Source organism: Bradyrhizobium prioriisuperbiae (assembly GCF_032397745.1).
GTDB lineage: Bacteria > Pseudomonadota > Alphaproteobacteria > Rhizobiales > Xanthobacteraceae > Bradyrhizobium_A > Bradyrhizobium_A prioriisuperbiae.
In genome coordinates this window covers 5,786,096-5,806,043 of sequence record NZ_CP135921.1, presented here as the reverse complement: position 1 = coordinate 5,806,043, position 19,948 = coordinate 5,786,096, and the positions used below count along the sequence as shown (strand labels likewise).

19 protein-coding genes are annotated in these 19,948 nt (G+C 59.0%); 6 read left to right on the top strand and 13 right to left on the bottom strand.

Annotation, left to right across the window (positions count from 1 at the left end; translation table 11 throughout):
- Window positions 1-4 precede the first annotated feature (4 nt).
- The gene (locus tag RS897_RS27525; RefSeq protein ID WP_315831871.1) at window positions 5-1,279 is read right to left on the bottom strand and encodes a CmpA/NrtA family ABC transporter substrate-binding protein; all 1,275 of its coding nucleotides are present in this window, start codon (window positions 1,277-1,279) and stop codon (window positions 5-7) included.
- 347 nt (window positions 1,280-1,626) lie between these two features.
- Here RS897_RS27525 and RS897_RS27520 point away from each other — a divergent pair, with 347 nt between their 5' ends.
- Genes RS897_RS27520 through RS897_RS27510 form a run of 3 tightly spaced genes read left to right on the top strand, consistent with a single transcriptional unit; the run spans window position 1,627 to window position 4,340 of the window.
- Entirely contained in the window at window positions 1,627-2,640 is a 1,014-nt protein-coding gene (locus RS897_RS27520) for a formamidase (protein ID WP_315831870.1), read from the top strand.
- A complete protein-coding gene (ntrB, locus tag RS897_RS27515) occupies window positions 2,640-3,479 on the top strand; it encodes a nitrate ABC transporter permease (RefSeq protein ID WP_315838758.1) in 840 nt (279 codons plus the stop codon). Before RS897_RS27520 ends, ntrB begins: the two co-directional genes overlap by 1 nt.
- Window positions 3,480-3,482: 3 nt before the next feature.
- A complete protein-coding gene (locus RS897_RS27510; RefSeq protein WP_315831869.1) occupies window positions 3,483-4,340 on the top strand; it encodes an ABC transporter ATP-binding protein in 858 nt (285 codons plus the stop codon).
- 483 nt (window positions 4,341-4,823) lie between these two features.
- On the opposite strand, the gene RS897_RS27505 is transcribed toward RS897_RS27510, so the two are convergent.
- Genes RS897_RS27505 through RS897_RS27495 form a run of 3 tightly spaced genes read right to left on the bottom strand, consistent with a single transcriptional unit; the run spans window position 4,824 to window position 7,536 of the window.
- On the bottom strand, window positions 4,824-5,867 hold the full coding sequence (locus RS897_RS27505) for an ABC transporter substrate-binding protein (RefSeq protein ID WP_315831868.1): 1,044 nt from the start codon (window positions 5,865-5,867) through the stop codon (window positions 4,824-4,826).
- Between the two features lie 20 nt (window positions 5,868-5,887).
- A complete protein-coding gene (locus RS897_RS27500) occupies window positions 5,888-6,661 on the bottom strand; it encodes an ABC transporter permease (RefSeq protein WP_315831867.1) in 774 nt (257 codons plus the stop codon).
- On the bottom strand, window positions 6,658-7,536 hold the full coding sequence (locus tag RS897_RS27495; RefSeq protein WP_315831866.1) for an ABC transporter ATP-binding protein: 879 nt from the start codon (window positions 7,534-7,536) through the stop codon (window positions 6,658-6,660). The genes RS897_RS27500 and RS897_RS27495 overlap by 4 nt, the downstream gene beginning before the upstream one ends.
- A gap of 454 nt (window positions 7,537-7,990) precedes the next feature.
- Here RS897_RS27495 and RS897_RS27490 point away from each other — a divergent pair.
- Both RS897_RS27490 and RS897_RS27485 read left to right on the top strand, forming a co-directional pair.
- Window positions 7,991-8,748 (top strand): IS5 family transposase gene (locus RS897_RS27490; protein ID WP_315831865.1). Its coding sequence is split into 2 segments (ribosomal slippage): window positions 7,991-8,318 and window positions 8,318-8,748, totalling 759 coding nucleotides; the frame shifts between segments, so codons are not numbered across the junction.
- 345 nt (window positions 8,749-9,093) lie between these two features.
- A complete protein-coding gene (locus tag RS897_RS27485; RefSeq protein WP_315831864.1) occupies window positions 9,094-9,465 on the top strand; it encodes a cupin domain-containing protein in 372 nt (123 codons plus the stop codon).
- A 202-nt stretch (window positions 9,466-9,667) separates the two neighbouring features.
- On the opposite strand, the gene RS897_RS27480 is transcribed toward RS897_RS27485, so the two are convergent.
- The 9 genes from RS897_RS27480 to RS897_RS27440 form a co-directional block, all read right to left on the bottom strand.
- Window positions 9,668-10,240: a DUF308 domain-containing protein gene (locus tag RS897_RS27480; protein WP_315831863.1), complete on the bottom strand. Its 573-nt coding sequence runs from the start codon at window positions 10,238-10,240 to the stop codon at window positions 9,668-9,670.
- A gap of 121 nt (window positions 10,241-10,361) precedes the next feature.
- Window positions 10,362-11,750 (bottom strand): MFS transporter, encoded by a 1,389-nt coding sequence (locus RS897_RS27475; protein WP_315831862.1) that lies wholly within the window; start codon window positions 11,748-11,750, stop codon window positions 10,362-10,364.
- A 45-nt stretch (window positions 11,751-11,795) separates the two neighbouring features.
- On the bottom strand, window positions 11,796-12,659 hold the full coding sequence (locus RS897_RS27470) for an HpcH/HpaI aldolase/citrate lyase family protein (RefSeq protein ID WP_315831861.1): 864 nt from the start codon (window positions 12,657-12,659) through the stop codon (window positions 11,796-11,798).
- The gene (locus RS897_RS27465) at window positions 12,656-14,035 is read right to left on the bottom strand and encodes an MmgE/PrpD family protein (RefSeq protein ID WP_315831860.1); all 1,380 of its coding nucleotides are present in this window, start codon (window positions 14,033-14,035) and stop codon (window positions 12,656-12,658) included. The genes RS897_RS27470 and RS897_RS27465 overlap by 4 nt, the downstream gene beginning before the upstream one ends.
- Window positions 14,028-15,251: a CaiB/BaiF CoA transferase family protein gene (locus RS897_RS27460; protein ID WP_315831859.1), complete on the bottom strand. Its 1,224-nt coding sequence runs from the start codon at window positions 15,249-15,251 to the stop codon at window positions 14,028-14,030. Before RS897_RS27460 ends, RS897_RS27465 begins: the two co-directional genes overlap by 8 nt.
- The gene (locus RS897_RS27455; RefSeq protein WP_315831858.1) at window positions 15,248-15,760 is read right to left on the bottom strand and encodes a MaoC family dehydratase; all 513 of its coding nucleotides are present in this window, start codon (window positions 15,758-15,760) and stop codon (window positions 15,248-15,250) included. The genes RS897_RS27460 and RS897_RS27455 overlap by 4 nt, the downstream gene beginning before the upstream one ends.
- Before the next feature lies 1 nt (window position 15,761).
- On the bottom strand, window positions 15,762-16,922 hold the full coding sequence (locus tag RS897_RS27450; RefSeq protein WP_315831857.1) for an acyl-CoA dehydrogenase family protein: 1,161 nt from the start codon (window positions 16,920-16,922) through the stop codon (window positions 15,762-15,764).
- Window position 16,923: 1 nt separating this feature from the next.
- On the bottom strand, window positions 16,924-17,403 hold the full coding sequence (locus RS897_RS27445) for a MaoC family dehydratase (protein ID WP_315831856.1): 480 nt from the start codon (window positions 17,401-17,403) through the stop codon (window positions 16,924-16,926).
- A complete protein-coding gene (locus tag RS897_RS27440) occupies window positions 17,400-18,800 on the bottom strand; it encodes an MmgE/PrpD family protein (RefSeq protein WP_315831855.1) in 1,401 nt (466 codons plus the stop codon). Before RS897_RS27440 ends, RS897_RS27445 begins: the two co-directional genes overlap by 4 nt.
- A gap of 114 nt (window positions 18,801-18,914) precedes the next feature.
- On the opposite strand from RS897_RS27440, the gene RS897_RS27435 reads away from it, so the two are divergent.
- Window positions 18,915-19,874 carry a LysR family transcriptional regulator gene (locus tag RS897_RS27435; protein WP_315831854.1) on the top strand — a complete coding sequence of 320 codons (960 nt, stop codon included), beginning with the start codon at window positions 18,915-18,917 and terminating at the stop codon, window positions 19,872-19,874.
- Window positions 19,875-19,948: the final 74 nt, after the last annotated feature.

Sequence of the window (19,948 nt, the reverse complement as noted above, 5' to 3'; positions counted from 1 at the left end):
CCTCCTAGATCCGCTTGATCGTAAAACTGTCGACATAGGCTTGGGGCGCCGCGGGGTCGAACGTCTTGCCCATGATCGTGTGCTTTATCATCGGCGACGGCGGTACCGCAAAGCCCATCTCCTTCATCCGCTTTTCGGCGTCTGTCGCCATGAAGACGCTTTTAGCCACTTGCGCGTAGTCGATGCCGGCGGGGACCATGTTCCAGCGCCGCAACTGCGTCAGCAGCCAGACCGCGGTCGATTCATAGGGAAACGCCTTGAAACCGATCCGATCCGGCACCTCGACCACCTGCCCCAGCCCGTCGGCGTAGCGCCCCAGCAGAACCTGCTCGAGCACGGTCTGCGGCTGATTGAGATAGGCCTGCGGCGCGAGCAGCTCGGCAACACGCTTCCGGTTTTCGGCCTTGTCGGCATATTCGGTGGCCCGGACCACCGACCGATACAGCGCGCCGAAACTGTTGGGCGCCTCGGTCAGCAATTTGTCGGTGACCGCGACGACGCAGCAGGGATGATCGGGAAAGATATCGCGGGTCAACTTGTGCAGGAAGCCGACGCCCTCGAACACGGCGCGCTGGCCCCAGGGCTCGGCGAACAGCATTCCGTCCAGGTTCCCGGAGGCCATGTTGGCGACGGAGTCCGGCGGAGGATAGACGCGCAGCTCGACGTCGCGATCCGGGTCCAGCCCGGAGTTGGCGAGGTAGTAGCGCAGCAGCATCGCGTGCATCGACTGCTCGTGCGGGATGCCGAATTTGAAGCCCTTCCAGTCCTTCGGATCCCGCTTGTCCTTATGCTTGACGTGCAGCGTGATCGCGTTGCCGTTGACGTTCTGGACGATCGGGACATGAGTGGGCGTGGCTGGCGAACCGATGCCGAGCGAGATCGTCAACGGCAGCGCCAGCACCAGGTGCGAGGCGTCGAACTCGGCGTTGATCAGCTTGTCGCGCACCAGCGCCCAGGCCGGCGTGCGAGCCAGATTGACCTCGAGGCCTTCCTTTTGGTACTCGCCGATCGCATGCGCGAGCAGCAGTGGCACCGTGCAGGTGATCGGCACGTAGCCGACGTTCAGCTTGGTCTTCTCCAGCTTGGGCGTGTCCAGAGCCAGCGCCTTCATCGTGCCCAGCGGAAACAGCTGGCCGATCGCGGCGAGCGCAGTCGACGCGCCGACGGCCTTCAGGAGGGCGCGCCGCGTCGGCGGATGCGGAAACATCGCATTGAGCAGCGTCATCTCGACGAGACGGTCGCTGTATTGCTCGTAGCCCGCGTACGCGCTCTCCGTCATGGCCGGCCCGAGAGCCGCGCGATGCTCCTGCATCGCCCCCCGACAGCCGCAGTTACAATCGAGTCCATGTCCTGTGTCGACGTCGTCGTGATTCACCGGCAGCACCATCCTTCAAGCGCTGCACATAGCAAACGACATGCCAGCGCTGATGGTTGTGCTGCAGGCATAGGCCGCGGGCGTTTTCAGAGTGTTTTTCGGGGCTTATAATGCGACCTTATCTCGTCATAGCCGGAGCGAGCCGCACCGGCGGGCAGAGCAGATGTTGAAATATGTGCGCCCCTCAGCGTGCAACTTATGCTTTCTTCCCGGCAGACAAACGGGTCTCCCAACGGGGAAGGAAGCAACGGATGAACGGACTTGGCGGCCTCAACAAATCGCCCGACGGCGTCGTCGTCGGCCTGGTTCAATTGCAGCTGCCGGTCGTCGTTACCCCCGAGGACCTTGCGCGACAGACTAGGCGCATCGTCGAGATGGTCGGCAAGGCGCGGCGCAACCTCGCGACCATGGATCTCGTGGTCTTCCCGGAATACTCTCTGCACGGTCTGTCGATGGACACCAATCCGGAGATCATGTGCCGGCTTGACGGGCCGGAGGTCGCAGCCTTCAAGAAGGCCTGCATCGACAACAAGATCTGGGGCTGCTTCTCCATCATGGAGCTTAACCCGCACGGCAACCCCTACAATTCCGGGCTGATCATCGACGATCACGGCGAGATCAAGCTTTATTACCGCAAATTCCATCCCTGGATCCCGGTCGAGCCCTGGGAGCCCGGCGACATCGGCATTCCCGTGATCGAGGGACCGAAGGGCGCCAAGATCGCGCTGATCATCTGCCATGACGGTATGTTCCCGGAGATGGCGCGCGAATGCGCCTACAAGGGCGCCGAGATCATGATCCGCACTGCCGGCTATACCGCGCCGATCCGCGAGAGCTGGCGCTTCACCAACCAGGCCAATGCGTTCCAGAATCTGATGGTAACCGCGAACGTCTGCATGTGCGGCTCGGACGGCTCATTCGATTCCATGGGCGAAGGCATGATCGTCAATTTCGACGGCACCGTCATCGCCCACGGCACCACCGGCCGCGTCGACGAGATCATCACCGCCGAGGTGCGCCCCGACCTGGTGCGCGAGGCCCGGATCAACTGGGGCGTCGAGAACAACATCTACCAGCTCTGGCACCGCGGCTATGTCGCGGTGAAGGGCGGCGCGATGGATTGCCCTTATACATTCATGCAGGACATGGTCGCCGGCACCTTCCGCCTGCCCTGGGAAGACCAAGTCAAGGTCACCGACGGCACGTCATGCGGCTTCGCCGCGCCCACCCGGAAATTCGGCGCACATGCGAAGGCCGCAGAGTGATGGCGCATTCGATCCGCCTGCGTGCGTCGCTTCTGTCGGCCTTGATTTTGATGGCTTTCATCGCAACCTGGCATCTCGCAACGAGATCGGCGGCCCGCACTGTCAGCATGTCCCCCGAATATGCCGAGTTGATGGGCCTGGCGGTGACCCAGGGAAAGTCGCCGATGCCGACCCCTCTAGACGTCGGCGTGACGTTGTGGCGACAGATCGAGCGCCCGTTTCATGACAACGGCCCGAACGACCGCGGCATCGGCATACAGCTCGCCTATTCCATGGCGCGAGTCGGCGCCAGCTATCTGCTTGCCGTCATGCTCGCGGTGCCGATCGGATTTCTGGTCGGGATGTCGCCGGTGGTGAGCAAGGCGCTTGATCCCTTCATCCAGATCCTTAAACCGATTTCGCCGCTCGCCTGGATGCCACTCGCTCTGTACACGATCAAGGACTCGACGCTGTCGGCTATCTTCGTCATCTTCATATGCGCGTTGTGGCCGATGCTGCTGAACACCGCCTTCGGCGTCGCCAGCGTACGCAAGGAATGGATCAACGTCGCACGCACGCTCGAAGTCGGCGTATGGCGCCAGGCCTTCTCGGTGATTCTGCCGGCCGCCGCGCCAACCATCCTGACCGGGATGCGCATCTCGATCGGCATTGCCTGGCTCGTGATCGTCGCCGCAGAGATGCTGGTTGGCGGAACCGGCATCGGGTATTTCGTCTGGAACGAATGGAACAATCTGTCGATCGCCAATGTGATCGTAGCCATCTTGGGGATAGGAATTGTTGGAATGGTACTGGACCAGTTCCTCGCGATTTTAACGAAACTCGTCACCTTCACGGAGTAAGTCGTGAGCGAGTTTATCTCGATCGAGGGTATCGCAAAACGATACCCGGCACGTGGCGGCGGCTCGAACGTCATTTTCGAAGATCTCTGGTTCGCGATGGGACGCGGCGAATTCGGCTGCATCATCGGCCACTCCGGATGCGGCAAGACTACGGTCCTGAACATACTGGCTGGGCTCGACACTCCGAGTGCCGGCGCCGTCATCGTCGATGGAGAGGCCATCGATGGTCCAAGTCTCGACCGTGCTGTGATCTTCCAGAGCCATGCATTGCTGCCGTGGCGTACTGTGATGGGGAATGTCATCTTCGCGGTCGCATCGAAATGGCCATCATGGGACAAGCGCAAGGTTCTTGCGCACGCGCAGAACTACATTGATCTAGTCGGACTGCACGGCTCGGAGCTTAAGCGCCCGTCGGAACTGTCCGGCGGCATGAAGCAGCGCGCGGGAATCGCCCGCGCGCTCAGCATCTCGCCGAAGATCATGCTGATGGACGAGCCGTTCTCCGCGCTCGATGCGCTGAACCGCGGCGCGCTGCAAGACGAGGTTAGGCGGATCTGCAAGGAAACCGGGCAAACGACCTTCATGATCACCCATGACGTCGACGAAGCGATCTATCTCGCCGACAAGATCTTTCTGATGACCAACGGCCCTAGTTCGGTCATTGCCGAGATCGTTGAGAACCCGCTGGCCAGGAGCTACGCGCGCGAGGAACTGCACCGGCATCCCCACTACTATCCTATCCGCAACCACATCATCGATTTTCTCGTGAGGCGCAGCCGCACCCTGCGCGACACGATCGTCCGATATGATCCTCGCGATGTCCCAATCGTGAGCCCCGCAAGGCTGGCCGCGGCGACCTGATAGCTTGAATGAGGCCTATCGCCTCTTCAATGCGGGCATGGACGGGACGTTCGCAGGTTCCGCAAGAAGACTTTCGTACCGTGTCGTCGTCCAACCCGTGAAGGGCGGCTTGATCGCGTGTCGCGGCGATAATCCAGTCGACATCGCGCGCTATCTTCGGGTACCCATAGATGTTCCTTTGTGCGGACGCCCATGCTCTCGCCGACCAGTTCCATGCAATTGATGATCTCGACGGTCGCGATCGTCGTCAGCTTCGCGTCCGTGTCGGCCCGTAATTCTCTTCGACGCAATGGCCTGCCGCAGGCTGATGAGCCAGCAAAGTCTCAAATCATCCGTGTAGGAGAGTTCAGTCATGTGCGAAGCTCCGCGCAGTATCAGTTCTGAAGACGACACTGCACCCGCCTTCAGCATCGGTGCAGACAAGGATATAGCCAGCCCGATGCTTCAGAATGACTTGCCAATGCCTACTTCGATCAAACCGCGTTAGGTAGAAGTCAGTTTAAAGTCGCGCTCCATCTTCGGCGGCAGGAATGACCGATTGAATATATCGCTGGGCTCTGGCTTTCGCGTGAGGCCAAACGCGGTGGTCACTTGGTCGATCGCACCACTAAAGCGAACATCATCGATATCACCAAAGCCATTCCGATCAGTTTCAGCCGACGTGAACGAGTTCTTGAAACACCACTCGAGCCTCTGCTTCTCGATCCTTTCATTGAGCAACGGCTCGGCTTTCATCAGTGTCGCCATTCCGACATTGAGGTCCGCAGCGACGTCCCTTGTAGCACGATTAATGGCTCGCACGAGACCTGCAACTTTGTCCGGCTTCTCCTTCAGAAGCTTGCGCGAGACCATAACGCCGTTTGCATAGAGATTGAGACCAAAGTCCCCGTACCTGAACCAGCGGAAGTCACGGTCTGGATTCTTTCCGAGGATAGCTAAATTGAAATAGAGGTTGTTGTCATAGCTGGCGAGAGCGTCGACCTGATCCTGCAGAAACAATTGCTCCTGCAGCTTCGATTGCATGTTTGAAAGCGTTATTCGGCTGGGATCAACGCCATTGAGCTTAGCGAGCAGCGGAAGGAGCCGGACCGTCGCGGCGCCGGCTGGTGCGCCGACGGTGTGTCCCTCGAAGTCTTTCAAGGTCTTGATCGGGCTCGACGCCTTCACAATCAAGGCGAACGGCGGCCGGTTGTAGTATTGGTAGACCATCTGCGGTGCTTCGCCGGGGCGCTTGGCGGCCATTTCAATAATAGCGTTGATGTCACCGAAGCCAGCGTCGTAAGCGCCGGACATAACGCGCGATGTCACCGCTGCTGAGCCTTCCCCTTGATCTATAACAAGCTCGATGCCCTCCTCCCGCAAATAGCCTTTTTCGCGCGCGAGATAGTAGAAGGCATGTACGCCCTGCACTTGAATATCCAAGGTGAAACGAAGCTGAGTCACCGCACCTTGGGCCCTGACGATCGATGGCGCAGCAATAATTGAGGCCACTCCCAGAAGCGTGCGACGACGGCTCATCGTAGGCATCAGTTTCTCCATTCAAACGACTAGTTGGCCAGAATTTCCGATCTACGATTGGCCCAGCCGGTCAATCGGATTTCGATCAGCGAAAAGAGGACGTGAAGCGCAATTCCCATGATTGCGAGGACGATCAGGCCGGCAAATACCAGAGGCACGTTGAAGCTTGATGATGCCACAATCATCATATTGCCGATGCCCTTGTTTGCCGCGACGGTCTCTGCGAGAACCGTACCAACAAATGAGAGCGTGACCGCGACCTTTAACGAAGCGAAGAAGTAAGGAGCCGTACGAGGCAGGCCTACGTTCCAGAGGATGTCCAGCTTTGTCGCCTTGAGTGCCCTTAAGACGTCTTCGAGCTCGGGTTCGGTCGTTGCCAGGCCAGTCGCGATGTTGACAACGACCGGGAACATGGCGATCGACATCGACGAAAGTATTGCAGGCGTCGTTCCCATTCCGAACCACAGAACCAGGATCGGGACGATGGCCACTTTTGGAATAGCGTTAAAGCCAATCAAGAGGGGATAGGCCGTTTCATATGCCAGCCTGGACGATCCAATCATAACGCCGAAGGCGACACCGATCGCAACACCAAGCGCAAAGCCAATCAAAGTCGTGTAGAGGGTCTGCAACACATGTGGCGCAATCAGCGGCCAACGATTCCAGAGTTCGACAGCAATCTGACTTGGACGGGGCAGGACGATATCGCTAATATCAAAAGTTAAGCATGCGACCTCCCAAAAGACGAACACACCAACGATGACGATAGTCGACAGAGACCGCCGCTTAAGCGTGGCAATCATTGGATTGCTCCGGAACGCGCGGCTTTTGCCTCGTTTCCCGCAACAACTTTTGCCTCGTTTCCCGCAACAATAAGGCTACGCAGTCTTTGAGTGAGGACTACGAAATCCGGCCGATAAGTCATTTCCACATTTCGGGGCCGAGCGAAGGGCACACGCTGATCCTCGACGATGCGCCCTGGTCGCGCGCTCATGACAATGATGCGGTTCGCTAGGTAGGCGCTTTCCCGAAGATCGTGCGTCACCAGAAGCACTGTCGGTTTCTGATTGATCCACAGCTGCTGCAGCGTTTCCCACAACTCCTCACGGGTAAACTGATCCAACGCGCCAAACGGCTCGTCTAGCAGCAATAGCGTCGGGTTGTGAATAAGCGCTCGGCATAGCGATGCGCGTTGTTGCATACCGCCCGACAGTTGCCACGGGTAGTGGTGCTCGAAGTCGAGCAATCCCACACTAGCGAGCAGGTGTCGCGCGCGTTCAGTATATTCGCTACGCCTTTTCTTGCGCCACTCTTGCCGAAAAGGACGAACGATCTTTAGCGGCAGCATGACATTCTGACGAATGGTCAGCCATGGAAGCAGCGTTGGGTTTTGGAAAGCCATTCCGATGCGAACGTCCTGGGCGCCTATCTCGCGCCCCGCCAAAAACACAAAGCCCGACGTCGCTTGCAGCAAGCCGCTTACCAGTTTCAGGATTGTTGACTTGCCGCAGCCCGACGGCCCCACCAGCGCGACGAAATCGCCAGCAGCGATTCGTAGCTCGGTTTTTGCCAGCGCCTCGACTACGGAGTCGCCGCAGCGATATACGAGACCCGCCTGCTCCATATGAATCAGATCATAAGCTTCGACCTGACTTGGGATTTCGGTTCTCGCCAGCATTTACGCTACCACTGCGTTTCACATTTTTATTCGTGTGATGCATTTCGCTTTCATCTGCGGTAGAGTGTGCAGATGATGTCTGCGATTGTTCGTTACGCACGTGCAAAAGAGAAGGCAGAGTTGCGCACAGTTAATTGCAACATTGCACTCTGCTAGAGTAATGGGTTTTTTATAATCGTTGCTGCCAACTTATTGAGCAAATGAGAAGCGCGTCTCCGTCCGCAGTACCGATTGCGCGAGGCTTGCTTCAGTTCACACGGGCGACGACTTTGTCAGCTTAAGCGTGGCTACCAATTTGCGTGCCCGCTTGTTTTTTTTCACGCGCATATGAAGCGATTAAGAATCGCGACGGATTCTCACCTAAGACGGGTTCTCACCGAACTAGGGTTAGAACTCATTAATTTCTCAGCAGAGACAATACGATCCTGATTCGCTTTTGGAAGGGTTTGGGATCGTGCGCAAGAATCTATTTTGGTTGAGCGACGAACAGTGGGGACGGATTGAACCTCACCTTCCGACGGATGTCCGCGGCGTAGAGCGCGCGGATGATCGTCGGGTCATCAGCGGCATCATTCATGTGCTGAGAAGCGGCTGCCGCTGGTGCGATTGCCCGCCCGAATATGGTCCTCCGACGACGATTTACAATCGCTTTGTGCGCTGGGCACGACGTGGGGTCTGGGAAAATCTGTTCCGAGAGCTTGCCGGCCGGGGCCGCGCCACGGACACGCAAATGATCGACTCAACCCATGTCAAAGCACATCGCTCGGCAGCGGGCGGAAAAAGGGGGAGCACAATCAGGCTATTGGCCGCTCGCGCGGAGGGCGCAACACGAAGATCCACGCACTCGCAGATGCTAAGGGGCGCCTGATCGCCATTCTGCTGACCGGAGGTGAAGCGCATGACTGCCCGGTCGCGGAACGACTGATCCACAGGGTGATGCCGCCGGAGTGCATGCTCGGCGACAAGGCTTACGACAGCGCCGAATTGCGCGAGGAATTGCACGCGCGCGGGACCAAGCCGGTTATCCCAAACCGCCGCAACAGGAAGCAACCTTTCAGCTTCAACAAGCGCCTCTACAAGCTGCGCTGGCGTATCGAGAGCGCTTTCAGCAGACTGAAGGACTTCAGGCGCATCGCAACCCGATACGATAAGCTGGCCCGCAACTACTTGGCATCTGTCTGCCTCGCCGCCGCTCTTGTATGGTGGATCTAATGAGTCTGGACCCTAGCAACCTCACCCAGTCCGACTCATCATTTTGCAGGTCGTTGGGGAGGAGGGAAATGAGATGATAATAAAATGTAATTGCATCTGCGAATATAGTGATAAGTTTATAACGCGATGCGATTGCCCAAACACCTGTTTATAATTCGCGCTTTTAGTGAAGCTTTCAGTTGTGCTTATAGTCGTCGCAATTGGTAGTGACTGCTCGTCGCATTTCACATGCTGCCTACAATCGGACGACGAAAAATCTTAGGCTGCGCTACTAGCGGTTTTGCATGAAGCTCCTTGTGGAGGTGACGTGAACGCTAAGCGCAAAACCAAATTGGAGGGATACAGGTGATTGACCAGAATATGCCGCTTGCGAACGATAAAGTTCAATATGAAACACTCCTTGAAGCGGATGGCTACCATGTTTCGAAAGCTACTGTGCGTGCCGGCGGCGAGACACAATGGCACTATCACACAAGCGTAAGTGATCGCTGGGTTGTCGTTGCCGGTGTGTTGACGGTCGAGTTTAGAGTTGGCGATGAAAAAAGATCGGTACAAGTAATCGACTATTTTTCTGTTGATCGGGGGGTGATTCATCACGTCAAAAACGAAACGGAGAATGATGTCACATATATTCTAATTCAGTCGGGGGGTAAGCGAGACATCGTACTAGATCAACTTGAAGAGATGCCGCGACAATATCGGATTGGGAGTGTTTGAGGCTTTAGCGGGATCGTCGGCGACTTGGCGGCCTGAGATCGCCGCGATCAGACTTATCCAACCTTCGCATGAGGTGTGGCCATCGAGCCTGCGCGATTGCACCAAATGGTCGTCAAAGTTCGGACGAAATGCGCATGGCGACATGGATTGAGCCGGCCATTATGCACCCGAGAGCATCTTGGGTGCCTCAACTCGCTGTGCGTTACGTGCTCTTGCGGGCCTGGCTCACCGTCAGCCAGACAGCCGAAACGAGGAAGTAGAAGGCGCCGAAGGCGGCATATGGGGCGACGGTGGAGATACCGACCGGCTCGGTACCGCCAGCCATCTTCACAAATAGGAAGCCGGCCAATGCGGACTGCGCGCCGCTCAGGATCATTGCCCATTGGGCGCCATAGGATTTCCAGCGGCGGACGCCGGTGGCGAGTTGGAAAATGCCCGCGAAGCCGGCCCAGATGCCGAATACCACAAGTACGCTGTTCATGCTGCCGAGTGCGACGGCCACGGCGACTGTGGTGATAATGCTGACGATGAAGTTCAGCAACTGAGTCTTGTTACGGCCGAGGCCCCCATTGCGCTGGGCATCGACAAAGTTCGCAATGCCGTCCCATGCTGGATAACCAACCAGCATGATCGCGGCCAGCATCGGCACATTTTTCGCGGCGCCGAAGGCCGTCGCGACCCAGGCCGCCGAGAAGGCAAAGCGGGTGAAGTAGTAGCCCTTGAGCCACCCCGGAGTGGGCTGGGCAGGTCGTTGATCGATCGTCTGAGTAGTCAAGTCGATTCTCCATCTATGGTAGCGGTTGCTAGAGATACGGCGCGGACACCATCAGAATTTCAATGCCTGATATGTCGATGTCCGACCGGCATCCTCGATGCCGATCGCGCTTTCGTCTGGGCTATATGTCTGCGGCAACTCGTCTTTCTACAGTCGGTGTTCCACCACTTCTGGCGGCAAACTGGCTTTCGAGACTGCGTGAATTCGTCTCGACACCGAAGAGACCGATGACGACGGCCTGAATGAGAAAGAGCCCGACAAGCACGAGCGTTACCGCAGTGACGCCGTTTGCAGCGAACAGTACTGCGACCACCTGCGGCGCCACGATCGACGCAGCACGGCCCGCCATGCTTGAAATTCCAGTCCCTCGCAAGCGGAGCTCCGTTGGGAAGAGCTCGGGAACATACGCGCTGTAACCCATCGCTGCGCTGAAATAGATAAGTGCAATCAAGGCGCTCCCCAAAAGCTTGGTACTCTCGATCGACCCGACATTTGCATAGATGTAGCCGACCACGGCCGAAACAATCGAAATGAGAACGATGCTACGCTTGCGGCTCCATTTGTCTGACCACCAAGCGCCTGCAACGACGCCAACCAAAGCGCCGATGGAGACCTGCGCCGCATGACCGAGCGCCGTTTCCAATGATAGGCCCTGCTTAATCAGGAATGTCGGCAACCAAACGATAAAACCGTAGAGCGAGCTCAGCGCCACAATATGCAGCACCATCCCGGTAATCGTCGAACCGAGCAAGTTCGGTTTGAACAAGTCCCCGAAAGTAAATTTTGCGGTGCTCGACACCGAAGCTGCGACATCCGGAACCGGCAAGGCTGCCCCGGTATCCTTCACAACGTCGGCTTCGATACGATCAAGAATTTCGCGTGCTTCCTTTATATAGCCCTTCGATTCGAGCCAGCGCGGCGATTCCGGCAGCTGCTTGCGCATCCACCAAACGAACATGGCACCAAGGCCGGCGATGGCGAACATCGAGCGCCAGCCAACCGCCGGGATCAGCAGGTAGCCCAGGACGTTGGATGTTGGCAAAGCCGCCGTGCCAACGAAGAAGAGAATCGCGCTCCACTTGCCGCGCTTCGTGGGAGGTACAAACTCGGTAATCGTCGCGTAGGCCACGACTATCTCGGCGCCGAGCCCGATTCCCATGATGAAGCGAAGCGGGATCAGCCAGTCCATCGAGGGTACAAAGACAGCGGCTAGCGAGGCGCCGCCGAATAGAAGCAAATTGAACTGAAACGAAAACTTGCGGCCATATAGGTCGCCGAGCCATCCTGCGAGAAAGGCACCGATGAGGGCGCCAAACGCACCGGCGGAAGCAAACTGAGCGTTCTGTTCTACCGTTGCCCACCTCGTGGACGTGAACGCTGCCATCACGCTTGACGCCAAATAGAGATCGAAAGTGTCGAAAAACAGCCCCGCCGCAATCATCGCGGCAATGCGGCGGTGAAATTTGGTCTCCGGCAAACGGTCGAGCCGTTGCGCTGCTGTATATTCCATTGTCGCGTTTCCCTTATACTCTTATCGATTATTCTGAACTGACGCTCACGAGTTCGATCGAGCAATCGCAAGGCTGCGTCTCGCAATCTTGAGCACCGCTTCATCCACGAGCGCGCCGTCGAGGGAGATTGCACCCTGACCAGCGCGTTGCGCTGTCTCGTAGACGTCGACGATCCGCCGCGCCTTTTCGATCTCTTCGGGCGAAGGGCTGAAGGCCATGTTGATCGGCCCGACCTGCTGCGGGTGGATCGCCCATTTGCCGGCGAAGCCGAGCGCATGCGCCTCACGCGCCGCGCGGTTAAGGCCCTCGATATCGGCCACGGCGGGGTGAACATGGTCGATCGCCTGAACGCCGGCAGCGGACGCCGCTGTAACGACGCGGCTGCGCACCGGCATAAGCAGTGCGGCATCGAACGCCATTCCGGTGTCGGCCATGAAGTCGCCGACGCCGAAGATCAGGCAGCGGATCCGTGGCGAAGCCCGTGCAATTGCATATGCATTTTCAAGCCCGCGCGCTGTTTCGATCAACAGCTGAAGTGTCAGTCTCTTTTTCAGGCGAAACTCGATCTGGCGGACAAGCTGGTCGTACGCATAGACGTCTTCCGCGCAATTGACCTTCGGTACAACTATCGTGTCGATCGGAAGCCCCTCAAGGGCCAGAAGGTCGTCGAGACACCACGGCGTTTCAAGGCCGTTGATCCGGACACCTAGTTCTCTAGTTCCGGCATTTGCACCGGATAGAGCATTGCGTAGCACCTGCCTGCCTTCCGCTTTCCGGCCCGGCGCAATTGCGTCTTCGAGATCGATGACCACACTATCGCAGTCAACGGCAAGCGCCTTGACGATCATTTTTTCACTCGCGGCCGGCGTCACCAACTGGCTTCGGCGGACAAAGTCCTGTTCGCTCATGAGCCAGACTCCGCGCGGAGCAGATGGATGAGGACGGCGGCGTCTGGTTCCTCTTCGAGCGCCGCGACGCGCTCCACAATCCGTTTCACCCGCTCCTTGCCGTAAACGGGCATGGCGAGATCGCGAAACTTGCGGTGAACATGGTCTGGATCGAGCGGACGATTGCTCTCGCCGAGCGGATCATCGATGCGTAACGTCAGAGACGGATGCACGGTGTCGGTCAGCTCAGCGGCCGCCATTGCGAGGTTGTCGTCGGCAACGACCTCAATCGTCGAAGCGAAGGTATCGACGTCGCTTGCACCCAGGCGCTCGTAGCTTTGCCAGTTGCAGCGCCCGTCGAGCCAGGAAACTGCGACCTGAAAATAGACACTGAACTGCCCCTCCACGATGTTCGCTGGCTTGATCTTGTTGGGGAGAGGCTCACCGACAATCTGCACCGCCTTGGGCGACAGGCGTACCCGCAGCCGCGCGTTCCTGCGCTGCCCTTCGGTCGCCCGCTCGCGCAGCAGGAGTGCTGCCTCCGCTGCGGTATGCGTGAGTCGACAGGACGGAAACGGTTTCAGAGCCGTGTTGGTGCTCGGCCACCAAGTCCCGAGCCGTTCTGTCAGAAGCGCCGCATTCGGCTTGTCCGTGTAGCCCGCCAGCAATCCGTATTGCCCATCAATCGCCGCCTCGGCGCCGAGGACGCCCGCCTGCGCCAATCCCAACGACAGCAGTGCCGCATGCGCGGCAAGCCCCGGATGGAGGCGCTTGTTCCACGAACCATTCGACAGGTATTGCATGGAGCCGGCGGCACTGCTCCCTGCGACGCCGAACGCACTTGCTATTGTGGCACCGTCGATCCGCCGGAGCCGCCCGGCCGCCGCGACCCCGCCAAAGATACCGGCCACAGACGTGATGTGGAAACCCCGGTCGTATGCCGTCTGCCCAAGCGCGGCGCCGACCCGGCAGGCGACCTCATAACCAACCGCGAGTGCTTCGAGCAGTTCGGCCCCACTCGAACGCAGGCGCTCAGCCTCCACCAATGCCGCTGCGATCACAGGGGCGCCGGGATGGAGGTATCCCCAGACGTTGGTATCGTCGAAATCGAGTGTATGGGCAAACGCGCCGTTGAGGAGCGCCGCCTGCATCGGCGCATAGGTCCGGGCCTCGCCGATGACCGTCGCATCGCCGGGACCGTAGCCCATGGCAAGGACACCGTTGCGGAACGCTGGGCTGCTTTCAGCGAATTGCGCAGAAAATGCCGCAACGCCGATCGTGTCGAGCAGGCATTCCTTGAGTCGCGCTCGCGTAGCCGCAGGAACACTCGCGAGCTCAGTGGTAGCGGCGAAGTCCGCTAGATGTCGCGTCTGCGACGTAGGAGTGCGCTCAAGCACGGGCGGCCTCCTTCGCGGTTTCGCTGCACTGGATGACCCCATCTGCGCGCATGCGTTCGATTTCGTCGGCCGAATAGCCGAACTCGCCGAGCACTCTCGCCGTATGTTCCCCCAGCGTGGGCGGGCCGAGATCATTGACCGACTGCGTTTCCGAGGACTGCGGCGGAAAGTCGAACACCTTGACCTTACCAACCGCGCTATCGACTTCCTTGATGAAGCCACGCGCCTCGATTGCCGGATGGCTGAGCGCTTCGCTGAGATCGTTCAAGGCACCCGCCGGAATGCCGAATTTATGGAATCGGTCGAGCCAGTACGGACGGTCGTGTTTGCCAATCGCGTCGCATATGTGTTTGTCGAGCAAAACGCGATTGGAGAGCCGCGCGTTGTTATTGGCAAAGAGCGGATCGTCGAACATCTCTAGCCGCTCTATAGCCTGACAAAACTTGCGCCACATCTCGACGTGACCGGCACCTGCAGCGACGATAACCTGCTTCCCGTCGCGGCAAGGATAGGGCCCATAGGGCGCCATGGTGTGATGATGCAGCCCGACGCGCTGGGGAAGCTTGCCACCGTACCAGTACATATAGGGGAAGTAGCCAGTCCAGGTGAGAACCGCCTCTAGCAGCGAGACCTGAAATTGCTGGCCGCGTCCAGTGCGCTGCCGATGAAACAACGCTTCGAGAATTCCAATCGTCGCATACATAGAACCTGCGATGTCGCAGAGCGAGACCGAGATCTTCGCCGGATCTTCTCGCGTCCCATTCGTAAGGATAAGCCCCGCCTCGCCCTGCACGATCAGATCGAGCGCAGCGCGGTCGCGATATGGACCATCCTGGCCGAAGCCGGAAATCCGGCAAAAGATGATGTCCGGCTTGATCGCCTTGATGGCCTCGTAAGTTAACCCCCAAGCCTCGAGCGAGCCCGGCACAAAGTTCTCGATGACGATATCCGCTTCAGCGATCAACCGCTTGAGTACGTCACGTCCCGCCTCCTTCTTCAAGTCGAGTGCGACGCTCTCCTTGCCCGGATTCACCCAGGCATGGCCCGAGCACATGCCATGCACGATATTATCCCAGAAGCGAATGAGGTCACCGCTCCCCGGGCGCTCGATCTTGAGGACACGCGCGCCCATCTGGCTAAGCAACCGCGTGGAAAACGGCCCCGAGACCCCCTGCGTCAGATCGATGACGGTTATTCCCGAAAGTGCGGCGGTCATGGTGCAATCTCCAATTTCTGAGCAGCCTTGTCGCGCGCTTCCCATGCGGAACGCTTCTTGAGGCAAACTGTGCGTTCGCCTTCGGCAATCAGCTTCCCGTCCTGGTTCGTGGCGGAGAAGCGGTAACGCACCATTCCCGTGTCGTTGCGGCCGGTATCCTCTTCAACGGCGAGGACTTCCGAGCGCGCGTAAAGTGTGTCGCCGGCAAAGACTGGGTGATGAAGCATTATTCCAGTCAGTCCAACATCCATGAACGCATTCTCGCTCATGTCCTGACTGGTCAGGCCAACGACGATGGCAATCGTGCACGGGCCCGCGACGATCCTCTCGCGGAAGCGGCCATCGAGCATCTTGAACGAATATGGCAGATTGAAATGCGCCTCCGCCGTGTTCATGGACATATGCGTGATCGAATAGTTGTCGAAGTTCGTAACGGTCCGGCCGCGGGAATGCTCGTAGATGTCGCCGACGGCGAAGTCCTCAAAGTAGGTGACGACGCTGGAGTTCATCTCAGCGCTCCCCGAGCAACCGACGGGCGATCACCTCACGCTGGATCTCGCTGGTGCCTTCGCCGATCGTGCAGAGGCCCGAATCGCGCCAGAAGCGGTTGACGGGGGTCTCGATCGCAAAACCATTGCCCCCATGGATCTGGACCGCCTCATGACAAACGCGATGGGCCATCTCCGAGGCGAACAACTTGACCATGCCCGCCTCTAGATCCACGCGCAGGCCGGCGTCCATCTTGCGCGCCACCATGTAGCCTAGCTGGCGAGCTGCCTCGATCTGGGTCGCCATGTCGGCCAGCTTGTGACGAATGGCCTGGAACTGCGCGATCGGCTGACCGAACTGCACACGCTGCTGCGCATATGAAACGGCGTGCTCGTAAGCCTCACGCGCGAGACCAATACACCGGAAGGCGAACTGCATCCGGGCGAGCTCATAGACCGCCATGAGTTGACGAAAAGCCTTGCCTTCTACGCCGCCGAGCAGATTTTCCTGCCGAACCTCGTACCCGTCGAAGAAGAGTTGATAGGAGTGCATGCCGTGGTAGCCAATGGTCTCGAGGCGGGCGCCCGTCAGCTTCGGCGGCACGAAATCCTCGCCGCGCGGCTTCTCGACCAACAGCAGGCTGATGCCTCCGTGCTTACTCTCTTTGCTCGTGCGCACAAAGGTCGAGATAATGTCGGCTCGGTTGGCATGAGTGCACCATTGTTTGGCGCCGTGGATGCTGTAGGTGCCATTTTTCAGGTAAGCCATTGTCTTGATATTGCCGGCGTCGGATCCGGCCTCCGGTTCGGTTCCGGAATGGGCCGCCTGAAGTTCGCCCGACACGATCTTCGGCAGCCACTTCTCTTTTTGGTCAGGCGTGCCGAACTTCTCGAGCAGGACGGCGAGAGCCCAATTGCGGGCCGGCAGGGCACCGACCGAAAACCAGGCTGCGCTCAGTTCTTCCGTCACGACGGCCACAGCCATGGCGCCGAGGCCGAGCCCACCGTGCTCCGGTGAGGACAGCAGCCCGAAAAAGCCCATTTCCCTCATCTTGGCGAGCATCGGATCGGGGATCTGCTCGTCCTTCAAATGAAGCGTATGTGCGACCGGACGAACCTCCGTGTCTGCGAATTGCTTTGTCGCGGCCCTGAGTTCGAGCAGATCTCTTGACAGGTCTTCCATGTCAGACTCCCTTCGCAGCGTCGCGCATCTTTGAAAGGTTGCGCCTGCGGAATTCGAGCACGCGCTCGCTTCTTTGATTGACCGCAATTGTCGTCCATTCGACTACGCCCCACCCGGGCCGCGATGCTGTGGCACGGCGGCTCACGACAACGGAACCAGAGCGGATGGTGTCGCCAGGATAAACGGGCCTGCGAAATTGCAGATCGTCGATGCCGAGGAACGGGCCACCGGCCTCAGAAAGATCCTCGACGGAAAGGCCAAGCGCGGTTGTGAACGCAAACAGCGGATGGACGAGAATGCCCTCGTAGCCCATCGCTTTCGCATGCGGCGCACTGAAGTAGATCGGATTGTACTGCATCGTCATGTTCGCGTACCAGAGCGCATCGGACTCGCTGAAAGTGCGCGCCCAGTGATGGTCGAAGCGGCGGCCTTCCTCAAAATCCTCGTAGTAGAGGCCATGTGGAATCTTCCTGGTCGTCACGCGGCCCTCCCTTCCTTGGATCCACAGAGCGAGATGAGTTCACCGACGGTACGAAGTGTGTCGAGATGCCAAGCTGCGTCGAGCACGCGCTGGACATCTTCTGGACCGAGCGCGCGGCCGGCGTTCGCCACGAACTTCCGATCGATCATCTCCCTCGGCAGGCGTCGTTCGGGCGTGCCCAGGCTCGTATGCTCGCGCCGTTGGATGACGCGCCCGTCCTTCAGTTGCACGCGCAGCTCACCCGGAAAATGTTTGGGGTAGTCACTGATTGGGTCATGAGTACAGATGACGCGTGCTGCGGTCTCAAGAACTTGAGCGTCATCAAGTGGATCGGAATAGAACCCGGCGAGATCCACGCGCCCCTTGGCGAGTGCGAGCGCCACGACATATTGCACGCTGAACAAGGCTTCGTATGTGGTGGTCGGCTTGATCTTCTGGCCGTGCGGCTCGGCAACCATGTGATGGAGCGCCGGACTCAGCGGGCACTCGATGCGGACGATCTGGTCGAGCGGAACCTGATCTCGTATCGCAAGCGCTGCATCGACAAAACCGTGAATGAAGTGACAGCAGGGATAGGGCTTGAGAGCGATACCCGGAATCCGCCAGTCCTCGCCGAGCTTGTACGAAGGCGCAAGCGCCCCTTGTGGGACATCCCCAATATGGGACGCGTAAAGTCCGTGCTGGCCTTCGAACACGGTCTGTGGCCCCTTGAAGCCGCTGCGGCCGAGGGCGTCGGCCACCAAACCGGCGTGAGCCGCCCACCCCGGATGGAGGCGCTTGAGCCAGCTGTCTCCGATTTCGAGAATTCCACCTGCCTGACTGCCCGCGATCCCCAGGGCAGAAACCAGCTGACCTTCGTCGGCTCCGCGCAGTCGTGCCGACGCCGCAGCCGCCGCGAAAATTCCGCAAATAGCTGTTGGATGGAGCCCGCGCGCGTGGAAGGCACCGGGCGCGGCGCCAGCGAGCCGGCAGCCGATTTCAAGCGCGACGACGAACGCGACCAGCACATCCTCACCGCTCGCGCCCGCCGCTTCGCCGGCGGCGAGCGATGCGGCCAGCCCTGGCGCACTGGCGTGATAAATCGCGGCGATGTGCGTGTCGTCAAAATCAAGTCCGTGCGCGAGCGTGCCATTGACGAGAGCGGCAGCAGCGGCCGGCAGCGGCGTCAGAGATCCGATGGCGTGCGCTTCTCCGCCCTTGCCGAGTTGGCGCGCTGCGCGCAGCACGCTATCACCGAAGTCGAAAGTGGACGACGCAAGGGCAATTCCCAGAGCGTCCACGAAATGACCGCGCGCGATCTGCAACACCTCGGAAGGTATTGCCTCGTACTTCAATCCGAGAGCGAAGTGCGCAAGCGCCTGAGACTCTGTTTGCTTGGCTTGTCTGGAAACCGTCACGGAAAATCTGACCTCCCTGAGCAACTCTCCCTGCATCGCAGGCGGTTGTCGTTGGCCAGAACGCTAGGTCGAAACGATTGACAACAAAAATCATTTTATTGTATCGATTAATTCATGTCTGAAATCAATCTCGGTCCCCGCGATATCGAGGCATTTCTTGCGGTCGCCGCGCACGGCAGTTTCCACGCCGCGGCTATCTCGCTCGGCATCTCACAACCCGCCGTGTCATCGCGCGTTCGACATGCGGAGGATGTGCTTGGCGTGAAGCTGTTTCATCGCACAACCCGGAAGGTCTGGATTACCGAGCACGGTGAGCGCCTGCGCATCCGGTCGGAACAGGCGATGGCGGAGCTTCGCGCGGTGATCCACGAATTCCGTGATGAAGCACGCATGCAGCGCGGGCGCGTCGTCATAGGAGTCGCTCCGACCGTGGCGGCCGGCACGGTCTTCATTCCGATTATCGAAAAATTCAGGCGCAGATGGCCGGGGATCGAGGTAATCGTACGCGATGACCTGGTCGGTCGCTCACTTGACCGGCTGGTTTCGGGCGAGATCGATTTTTCACTTGGTCCGATGACTAAGGCCGATGATCGCTTCGAGTTTGAACCGCTTGTCCTGGAACAGTTCGTTCTGGTCGCACACGCCAATCATCCGCTCTTTCGCAGCCGTACTGTCCAGTTGGCTGAGGCGGCGAAGTATCCTCTTTTGACTATGCCGACCGAGACGGCAGCCTGGGAGATGTTACGCGAGGCCTATGAAGCGGAAGGAGCGATTTTTAAACCGGCCTTTCAATCCCACAATGTCATCACGATCGTGGCCATGCTGAAGGCGGAGTTCGGCATCTCTTACTTGCCTGTCGGCGTCCTTCCCCTGTTCGAGACCTGCGACCTGAAGACCGCCGGCGTTGCGCCCAAGCCGCTAATGCGTTCAATAGCGATAGCCACCGCACGAGGCCGCTCCGTGCAACCCGGCTCAGCTGCTCTGATGGCCGCGCTTCGGGTGGGTTTTGGAGCCGGAAGATCGAGAAGAACCGCCGCCCGACGAACTCTGAGACCACCGGCTCAAGAGGTCTGACCGCTCAACACCGAAAGAGACCGGCTTGATGACGAAGACTCGCAGAAACTAGCTTTGAGACCTATCCAGCCGAA